This is a genomic window from Xanthomonas sp. SHU 308 (genome assembly GCF_000364645.1).
In the GTDB taxonomy this organism is placed as follows: Bacteria; Pseudomonadota; Gammaproteobacteria; order Xanthomonadales; family Xanthomonadaceae; genus Xanthomonas_A; species Xanthomonas_A sontii.
Window position 1 is genome coordinate 1 of record NZ_AQOK01000755.1, and the last position, 8,317, is coordinate 8,317.

Genomic DNA, 8,317 nt, shown 5'->3' on the forward strand with positions numbered 1-8,317 from the left:
AGGCTGCCCAGCGCTTCGACCAGGCCGACCTGGGCCAGCATGCCCAGGCCCACGCCGAGCGCGCAGGCGGGGATCGCCAGCAGCAGCAACTGCACCGCCAGCGCACCGAGAATGTCGTGTTGGCGCGCGCCCAGGCAACGCAAGACCGCGACCTGATCGATGCGGCGCAGGGCGAAGCGGTTGGCGGCCAGCGCGGTGGCGACGCCGGCCAGCAGCACCGCCAGCAACGCGGCCAGCGCCAGGAAGCGTCCGGCGCGGTCGAAGGCGCCGCGCACGCCACGCTGGGTGTCCTCGATGCCGACCAGGCGGTAGGCCTTGGCGCGTGGCGCCAGCCATTCGCGCAGGGCGGCGATCTCGCCGGGCGCGCCGGCGAACATCAGTCGATAGGAGGCGCGGCTGCCGGGGCCGAGCAGGCCGGCGGCATCGACGTCGGCGCGGTTCACCAGCAGCGGCGGCGACAACTGCATCAGCTCGCCGGAGGCATCCGGTTCGGCGCGCAGCACCCGGGTCACGCGCAGCGTGCCGGCGCCGAACTCCAGCGCATCGCCGACCTTCAGCCCCAGCGCTTCGAGCAGGCGCGGATCGGCATAGGCTTCGCCGCGCGGCGGCGGACCGGCGCGTTCGCTGCCGGCGCCGACGGTGTCGCGCGCGACCAGCAACGCGCCGCGCAGCGGATAGCCCGCGCCCACCGCCTTGATGTTGGCCATCTGGCTGGCGTCGCCATGGAACAGCACGCTGGGAAAACTGACCATGCGCGTGCTGCGCAGGCCGCGCCGCTGCGCCTCCTCGGCGAAGGCGGCAGGAATGTCCTGGCGCCCGCTGACGCCGAGGTCGCCGCCGATCACCTCGGCGGCGCTGCCGGTCAGCGCCAGGGTCACCCGGTCGACCAGGGTGCCGACCGCGGTCATCACCGCCACGCCCAGCACCAGCGCGGCGAACACGGTCAGCAGATCGCCGGCGAACAGCTCGCGGCGCAGTGCGCGCGCGGCATGGCGCAGTACGTTCATGCGGCATCCGCCGCGTCGGCGGCGCGCAGGCGGCCGCCGTCGAGCCGGTAGCGGTGTTCGCAGCGCTGCGCCAGGCGCATGTCGTGGGTGACCAGCACCAGGGTGGTGTCGCTGCCTTCGTTGAGCGCGAACAGCAGGTCGCTGATCTGCTGCCCGGTGGCCTGGTCGAGGCTGCCGGTGGGCTCGTCGGCGAACAGGATGCGCGGCCGCGCCACGAACGCGCGCGCCAGCGCCACGCGCTGCTGCTCGCCGCCGGACAGTTGCCGCGGGTAGTGCCGCGCCCGCGCGCTCAGCCCCACCGCTTCCAGCACCTCGCGCACCCGCGCCGGATCCTCGCGTCCGGCCAACTCCAGCGGCAGCGCGATGTTTTCCGCCGCGGTCAGCGACGGCAGCAGATGGAAACTCTGGAACACGAAGCCGACCGCGCGCGCGCGCAGCGCGGCGCGCGCTTCCTCGTCCAATGCGTTGAGCGACTGCCCGGCCAGCACGATCTCGCCGCGCGTGGGCAGGTCGAGGCCGGCCAGCAGGCCGAGCAAGGTGGTCTTGCCGGAGCCGGAGGCGCCGACGATGGCGACGCTGTCGCCTTCACCGATGGTCAATCCGACCTTGTCGAGAATGTGGACCGTACCCTCCGGTCCGCTGACGGATTTGCCGACATCGCGTACGTCGATGGCGATGCTGGCGCGAAGCGTGGGGGCCTGACTGTCGATGAGGGAATCTCCAATGCGTGGCGACGAGACGAGAAGCAAGCGGGCCTGGATGCGCCGCGCCTGGCTGCTGCTGGCATGGTGGGTGCTGCTGCCCGCCATCGCCTGTGCCAAAGGTGCGACGGGGCCGGTGCTGGTGCTCGGCGACAGCCTCAGCGCGGCGCACAACATCCCGGTGCAGTCCGGCTGGGTGGCCTTGCTGGACAAGCGCCTGCAGCAACAGATGCGGGCGCCACCGGCGGTGGTCAATGCCAGCATCAGCGGCGAGACCTCCTCCGGCGCGCTGACCCGCCTGCCGGCGCTGCTGCAGAAGCACCAGCCGTCGGTGGTGGTCATCGAACTGGGCGGCAACGACGCATTGCGCGGGCTGAGCCCGGCCGAACTGCGTGGCAACCTGGAGAAGATGATCGTGCTCAGCCGTGACGCCGGCGCGAAGGTGCTGTTGCTGGGCATCGACGTGCCGCCGAACTACGGACCGGGCTACCGGCAGCGCCTGCGCGCGGTCTATGCGGACCTGGCCAAGCAGTACCGGACCGGCCTGCTGCCGTTCCTGCTGGAGGGCGTGGCGCTGAACCCGACGCTGATGCAGGGCGATGGCCTGCACCCCACCGCGGCGGCCCAGCCCAAGGTGCTCGACAATGTCTGGCCTCAGCTCAAGCCATTGATCGCGCAGTAGTTTTTTTGTTGCTCAGGCAGATGAAGCGGCCTTCACGCCGCCACCACCGCCCATCCGGCATGTTTCACAAAGCTGAAGACTGAGGAAGCGTTATGCGTCAGACCAAGGAAACATCCGGGCTCGTGCTGGTCGTGGAGGACAACCGCAATATTTCCGAGATGATCGGCGAGTACCTGGAAGGCCGCGGGTTCGAAGTGGATTACGCCTGCGACGGCCTGGACGGCTACCGTCTGGCGGCGGAGAACAGCTACGACGTGGTGGTGCTGGACCTGATGCTGCCGCGTCTGGACGGCATCGAAGTGTGCCGCCGCCTGCGCAACGACGCGCGCAAGTCGACCCCGGTGCTGATGCTGACCGCGCGCGACACGCTCGACGACAAGCTCACCGGTCTGGGCTTCGGTGCCGACGACTACCTGACCAAGCCATTCGCGATCCAGGAACTGGAAGCCCGCCTGCGCGCACTGATCCGCCGCGAGCGCCGCCAGGTCGGTTCGGAAGTGCTGAAGGTGGCCGACCTGGTGCTGGATCCGGTGAGCATGCGCGCCACCCGCGCCGGCACCGAGTTGCAGCTGTCGCCGATCGGCCTGCGCCTGCTGACCATCCTGATGCGCGAATCGCCGCGCGTGGTCACCCGCCAGGAAATCGAGCGCGAGATCTGGGGCAACGGCCTGCCGGACTCGGACACCCTGCGCAGCCACCTGTACAACCTGCGCAAGATCATCGACAAGCCGTTCGACCGCCCGCTGCTGCACACCGTGCAGAGCGCCGGCTACCGCATCGCCGACATCGCCCAGCCGATGAGCTGAGGCAACGCCCGATCGTGGACCCCGCAGCGGCCCCGGTGAACGGGGCCGCTTGCACGAAAGGCTCACGATCGGCCTTCCTATAATCGCGGCAACGATCACGGATGCCGTATGCCGCACGGGTTGCCGCGCAAACTTCGCCTCGCCCTGATCGCCCGCATCGTGTTTGCGGGCTGTGTGGTCACGCTTGCCAGTTATCTGGTGGTCGCGATCGTGCAGCACTCGCTGGTCGGCTCGATCCTGAAGCAGGAGGCGCGCTACTACTGGCGCCTGCGCGCGCAGCTGCCGCAGCAGCCGCCGCCCAACAGCCACAGCCTGCGCGGTTATCTGGTGCCGGCCGGGCAATCCGATGTGGCGGTGCCTGCCGACCTGCGCGGGTTGGCGCCCGGTCTGCACGAGGATCGCCCCGGCGGCGAGATGGTGCTGGTCGACCAGACCGAGAGCGGGCGCCTGTACCTGGTGTTTTTGCGCGCACCGGCGCAGCGGCTGGCGTTCTGGTTCGGCGTGGTGCCGACGTTGCTTACCCTGATCGCGGTGCTGGTGGTGGCCTGGCTGACCTGGCGGGTGTCGCGGCGCTTGCTGTCGCCGATGAACTGGCTGGCGCGGCGGGTCTCGCGCTGGGATCCGCGGCATCCTGCCGCCGCCGAATTGGCCCCGGAAAACCTGCCAGCCGACGTACAGGGCGAGGCGCGGCAACTGGCCGCCGCCCTGCATGCGCTGGCCCTGCGCGTCACCGACCACGTCGCCCGCGAACGCAACTTCACCCGCGATGCCAGCCACGAGCTGCGCACCCCACTGACGGTGATCCGCGTCGCCACCGACATCGCCATGACCGAGCAGGAACTGCCGCCGCGCCTGCACCGCAGCCTGCAGCGGATCCAGCGCGCCGGCCGCGACATGGAGGCGGTGATCGACGCCTTCCTCATCCTGGCGCGGGAAGCGGACGTGGTGCCGCAGAGCGAACTCTTCGAGATCGCCGACGTGGTCGAGTACGAGGCCGAGAACGCGCGCGAACTGCTGATCGGCAAGCCGGTGACCCTGAGCGTGCGCGTGCTGGCCTCGGCGACATTGCATGCGCCGCCGCGCGTGCTGCACGTGGTGGTCAGCAACCTGCTGCGCAACGCCTGCAGCTACACCGACGCCGGGCGCATCGAGGTCGAGGTCGAGGCCGACCGCATCCGCATCCGCGACACCGGCATCGGCATGTCCGAGGATGCTTTGCGGCACGCCTTCGAGCCGTTCTTCCGTGCCGAGCCGGAGCGCCCGCAAGGCACCGGGCTGGGCCTGTCGATCGTGCGCCGGCTGTGCGACCGTTTCGGTTGGCAGGTGGCCCTGGAAAGCGCCGAGGGCGGCGGCATTCTTGCGACCGTGCGGTTCCCGCCGGTCACGTGAGCGCCCGCGCACGGCGGCGCGGGCGCGTCACGGTTCAATCCTTCAGGTACGGACGCAGGGTGTCGCGCCACAGCGCGTAGCCGGCCGCGTTCATGTGCAACTTGTCCGGTCCGAACAGCTCGGCGCGCGGCTGGCCGTCGGCACCCAGCATCGGCGTGTACACGTCGACGAACTGCACCTGCTTCAGGCTTGCGGCGGCCTTGCGGATCAGCGCGTTGGCCTCGGCCATCTTCGGCATCAGCGCCGCGCGCGAGGGGCTGGGCTTGATCGACAGATAGACGATGCGGGCCTTGGGCAGGTCGCGGTGCACGCGGGTCACGAAGGCCACGAAGTCGTCGCGCACCTGCTGCGGGCTGCGGCCGCTGTTGAGGTCGTTGTCGCCGGCGTAGAACACGATCAGGCGCGGCTTGTACGGCACCACGATGCGGTCGGCATACCAGGTGCTGTCGCGGATCTCCGAGCCGCCGAAGCCGCGGTTGAGCGTCTGCACGCCCGGAAAATCCGTGGCCAGCGAGGTCCAGAAGCGGATCGAGGAACTGCCGACGAACAGCACGCCACCGGGTTTGACCGGATGCGCGGCATCGTCCTTGGCGAAACGCGCCATGTCCTCTTCCCAGGCGGCATTGGAGACCTGGTCGGGCACGCTGGGCGGCGGGGGTGGGGTGAGCGCCAGCGCCGGCGACAGGCCCAGCAGGGACAGGCTGAACAGACTCAGGGCGAGCAGCGGTGCGCGCAGCGGCGAACGGGGCATGACGCCTCCTCGAAGCAAGGGGATCGGCGATGGTGCCGCAGGCACGACATGCAGGCAAATCCGCGGCGATGCCGGCGGTGCCGCGGGGCTTGTGGCAAAATTGCCGCCTATCCCGCTGCGCCTTGCCCATGACCGATTCCTTCCGGCCGTCGTCGTCGCGTCCCCGTTCCCTGGGGCGGGGCTGAGCCGTGGCCGACCAGTTCGGGCATCTGCCGCGTGGACCGCGCCGCATGCTGATGGCGGCGCGTTGGTCCTGGCAGGGGCTGCGCGCTGCCTGGCTGCACGAGTCCTCGTTTCGTCTGGAGGTGTGCCTGTTCCTGATCCTGGCGCCGCTGGCGCTGTGGCTGGGGCAGGGGCCCGTGCAGCAGGTGCTGATGATCGGCTCGCTGCTGCTGGTGCTGGCGGTGGAACTGCTCAATTCGGCGATCGAAGCGGTGATCGAACGCTACGGCCCCGAGCATCACGAACTGGCCGGGCGCGCCAAGGACATGGGCTCGGCCGCGGTCTTCGTGATGCTGGCCAACGTGGTGCTGTGCTGGGGCCTGATCCTGCTGCCGCGCCTGCTGTGATCGCCGCCCGTTTCTTCTTCCGTTAAAGGATCCGACGCCATGGCCCTCGAGTTTCTCGCCGACCCCAACACCTGGCTGACGCTGTTGACGCTGAGTGCGTTGGAGATCGTGCTGGGCATCGACAACCTGGTGTTCATCTCCATCGCCGTGGGCAAACTGCCGGAAGCGCAGCGCCCGGCCGCGCGCAAGTTCGGCATCGCGGTGGCGTGCCTGACCCGCATCGCGCTGCTGGTGTCGCTGGCGTTCCTGGCGCGCATGCAGGGCGAGCTGTTCAGCGTCGCCGGCATGGGCATCTCGATCCGCGACCTGGTGCTGATCGTCGGCGGCCTGTTCCTGCTGGTGAAGGGCACGATGGAGATCCGCGAGCTGATCACCGGCGGCGAAGACGAAGACCCCACCACCAGCAAGGCCTCGGGCGTGTTCTGGATGGTGATCGCGCAGATCGCGGTGATCGACATCGTGTTCTCGCTGGATTCGGTGATCACCGCGGTGGGCATGGCCCAGCACATCCCGGTGATGATCGCCGCGGTGCTGCTGGCGGTGGCAGTGATGCTGCTGGCGGCCAATCCGCTGGGCCGCTTCATCGACGCCAACCCGACGGTGAAGATGCTGGCGCTGGCCTTCATCCTGATGATCGGCGTGGTGCTGATCCTGGATGGCCTGGACGTGCACGTGCCCAAGCCCTACATCTACGCGGCGATGGGCTTCTCGGTGCTGGTGGAATGGCTGAACCTGCTGATGCGCCGCCGCGCGGCCGCGCACCAGGTGCCCGGCGCCGGGAAGTGGTGAGCCACCGCTGAGGTCGGCTGCGTTTTCACCGGCGGCGTGGCAAGCTTCGCGCAGTCATCCGCCGGAGTCCTCGCATGCGCCTGTTGTCCCGCTCCCTGTTTCTGGCCGCGCTGGCGGTGTTGCTGTCCGGCTGCGGCTACAACGCGATCCAGCAGAAGGACCAGGCGGTCAAGGCCGGTTGGTCGGAAGTGCTGAACCAGTACAAGCGCCGCGCCGATCTGGTGCCGAACCTGGTCAACACGGTCAAGGGCTATGCCGACCAGGAGCGGCAGGTGCTCACCGACGTGACCAACGCCCGCGCCCGCGTCGGCCAGGTGCAGGTCAACGCCGACGACGCCGCCTCGTTGCAGCAGTTCCAGCAGGCACAGGGCCAGTTGTCCAGCGCGCTGTCGCGGTTGCTGGTGGTCAGCGAGAACTACCCGAACCTGAAATCCGACCAGGCGTTCCGCGACCTGCAGGCGCAGCTGGAAGGCACCGAGAACCGCATCACCGTGGCGCGCGGCCGCTACATCCAGGCGGTGCAGGACTACAACACCTACATCCTGTCCTTCCCGCAGGTGCTCACCGCCAAGATGTTCGGCTACAAGGAGAAGCCCAACTTCTCGGTGGAGAACGAAGCGCAGATTTCCGAGGCGCCGGCGGTGAACTTCGGTGGCCAGCCGGCGTCCGCGCCGCAGCAGCCGCAGCAGCCGCAACAGCCGGCGCCGGCGCACTAAGCGTCGTTGCAGGCCGGCCCGACCGTGCGTTTCACCTCCGAGGCTGAGCGCGCCGCCGCAGCGACGGCGTCGAGCGGTGGCACCCGCGCTGCGGCCGGCCGTCGACACGTCTGCGTCTGGCTATTGCTGCTGCTGGCGCTGCTGCCCTGGCTGGCCTGGGCGCAGACCGAGGCGTCGATTCCGCCGCTGGATGCGCCGGTGGTCGACACCACCGGCACGCTGACGCCGAACCAGCGTCTGGAGCTGGACCGGCAGGCGGTGCAGTTGCAGCAACGCAAGGGCAGCCAGTTGCAGGTCCTGGTGGTGCCCAGCACCGCGCCCGAGAGCATCGAGCAATACACCCAGCGCGTGTTCGACCAGTGGAAGCTCGGCCGCAAGGGCGTGGACGACGGCGTGCTGCTGGTGGTGGCCAAGGACGACCGGCGCGTGCGCATCCAGCCCGGCTATGGCCTGGAAGGCGCGATTCCCGACGCCACCGCCAATCGCATCATCCAGGAGTACCTGGTGCCGCGCTTCCGCGCCGGCGACTACAGCGGCGGGATTTCCGAAGCGACCGCGATGCTGGTCAAGCTGATCGACGGCGAAGCGTTGCCGGCGCCGGTCAGCGCGCACGCTTCGGCGTCGCGCGGCGGCGGCCTGGGATTCGGTTTCTTCGCCGGCCTGTTCGCGGCGCTGGTCGCGCAGGTGCTGTTCGCGCGGCTGTCGCGCCCGGTGCGCGGCGTGCTGAGCGGCGTGGTCGGCGGCGGCGTCGGCCTGCTGCTGAGTCTGTCGCTGTTCGTCGGTGCGCTGACCGGCGCGATCGGCCTGCTGCTGGGCCTGTTCGTCGGAATCGCACCGGGCCGTTCGGCCGGCGGCGGCGGTTGGGGCGGCTGGGGTGGCGGCGGCTTCGGCGGTGGCTGGGGCGGCG

Annotated in this window: 10 protein-coding genes; 7 read left to right on the top strand and 3 right to left on the bottom strand. The window is 69.7% G+C overall.

Annotated features, from left to right (window positions below; genetic code table 11):
• Together D588_RS0119810 and D588_RS0119815 are read right to left on the bottom strand one after the other, a co-directional pair.
• A partial coding sequence (locus D588_RS0119810; protein WP_017917227.1) for an FtsX-like permease family protein occupies positions 1-1,007 on the bottom strand: 1,007 nt, incomplete at its 3' end.
• Positions 1,004-1,606 (bottom strand): ATP-binding cassette domain-containing protein, encoded by a 603-nt coding sequence (locus D588_RS0119815; protein ID WP_017917228.1) that lies wholly within the window; start codon positions 1,604-1,606, stop codon positions 1,004-1,006. The genes D588_RS0119810 and D588_RS0119815, both read right to left, overlap by 4 nt.
• Before the next feature lie 160 nt (positions 1,607-1,766).
• Between D588_RS0119815 and D588_RS0119820 the strand changes: the two genes are divergently transcribed.
• The 3 genes from D588_RS0119820 to D588_RS0119830 all read left to right on the top strand — a co-directional run bounded on the left by D588_RS0119820 (position 1,767) and on the right by D588_RS0119830 (position 4,585).
• Positions 1,767-2,390, top strand: coding sequence for an arylesterase (locus D588_RS0119820; RefSeq protein WP_017917229.1), 624 nt, complete (start codon positions 1,767-1,769; stop codon positions 2,388-2,390).
• Positions 2,391-2,482: 92 nt separating this feature from the next.
• On the top strand, positions 2,483-3,196 hold the full coding sequence (locus tag D588_RS0119825; RefSeq protein ID WP_003481607.1) for a response regulator transcription factor: 714 nt from the start codon (positions 2,483-2,485) through the stop codon (positions 3,194-3,196).
• 108 nt (positions 3,197-3,304) lie between these two features.
• A complete protein-coding gene (locus tag D588_RS0119830) occupies positions 3,305-4,585 on the top strand; it encodes a HAMP domain-containing sensor histidine kinase (protein WP_017917230.1) in 1,281 nt (426 codons plus the stop codon).
• 34 nt (positions 4,586-4,619) lie between these two features.
• On the opposite strand, the gene D588_RS0119835 is transcribed toward D588_RS0119830, so the two are convergent.
• On the bottom strand, positions 4,620-5,336 hold the full coding sequence (locus D588_RS0119835) for an SGNH/GDSL hydrolase family protein (protein ID WP_017917231.1): 717 nt from the start codon (positions 5,334-5,336) through the stop codon (positions 4,620-4,622).
• A gap of 188 nt (positions 5,337-5,524) precedes the next feature.
• Here D588_RS0119835 and D588_RS0119840 point away from each other — a divergent pair, with 188 nt between their 5' ends.
• The 4 genes from D588_RS0119840 to D588_RS0119855 form a co-directional block, all read left to right on the top strand.
• Positions 5,525-5,905: a diacylglycerol kinase gene (locus tag D588_RS0119840; RefSeq protein ID WP_010342212.1), complete on the top strand. Its 381-nt coding sequence runs from the start codon at positions 5,525-5,527 to the stop codon at positions 5,903-5,905.
• A 39-nt stretch (positions 5,906-5,944) separates the two neighbouring features.
• Positions 5,945-6,694 carry a TerC family protein gene (locus tag D588_RS0119845; RefSeq protein ID WP_010342213.1) on the top strand — a complete coding sequence of 250 codons (750 nt, stop codon included), beginning with the start codon at positions 5,945-5,947 and terminating at the stop codon, positions 6,692-6,694.
• A 74-nt stretch (positions 6,695-6,768) separates the two neighbouring features.
• A complete protein-coding gene (locus D588_RS0119850; RefSeq protein ID WP_017917232.1) occupies positions 6,769-7,410 on the top strand; it encodes a LemA family protein in 642 nt (213 codons plus the stop codon).
• 123 nt (positions 7,411-7,533) lie between these two features.
• Positions 7,534-8,317, top strand: a 784-nt coding sequence (locus tag D588_RS0119855) for a TPM domain-containing protein (RefSeq protein ID WP_017917233.1), incomplete at its 3' end; no start/stop codon positions are given.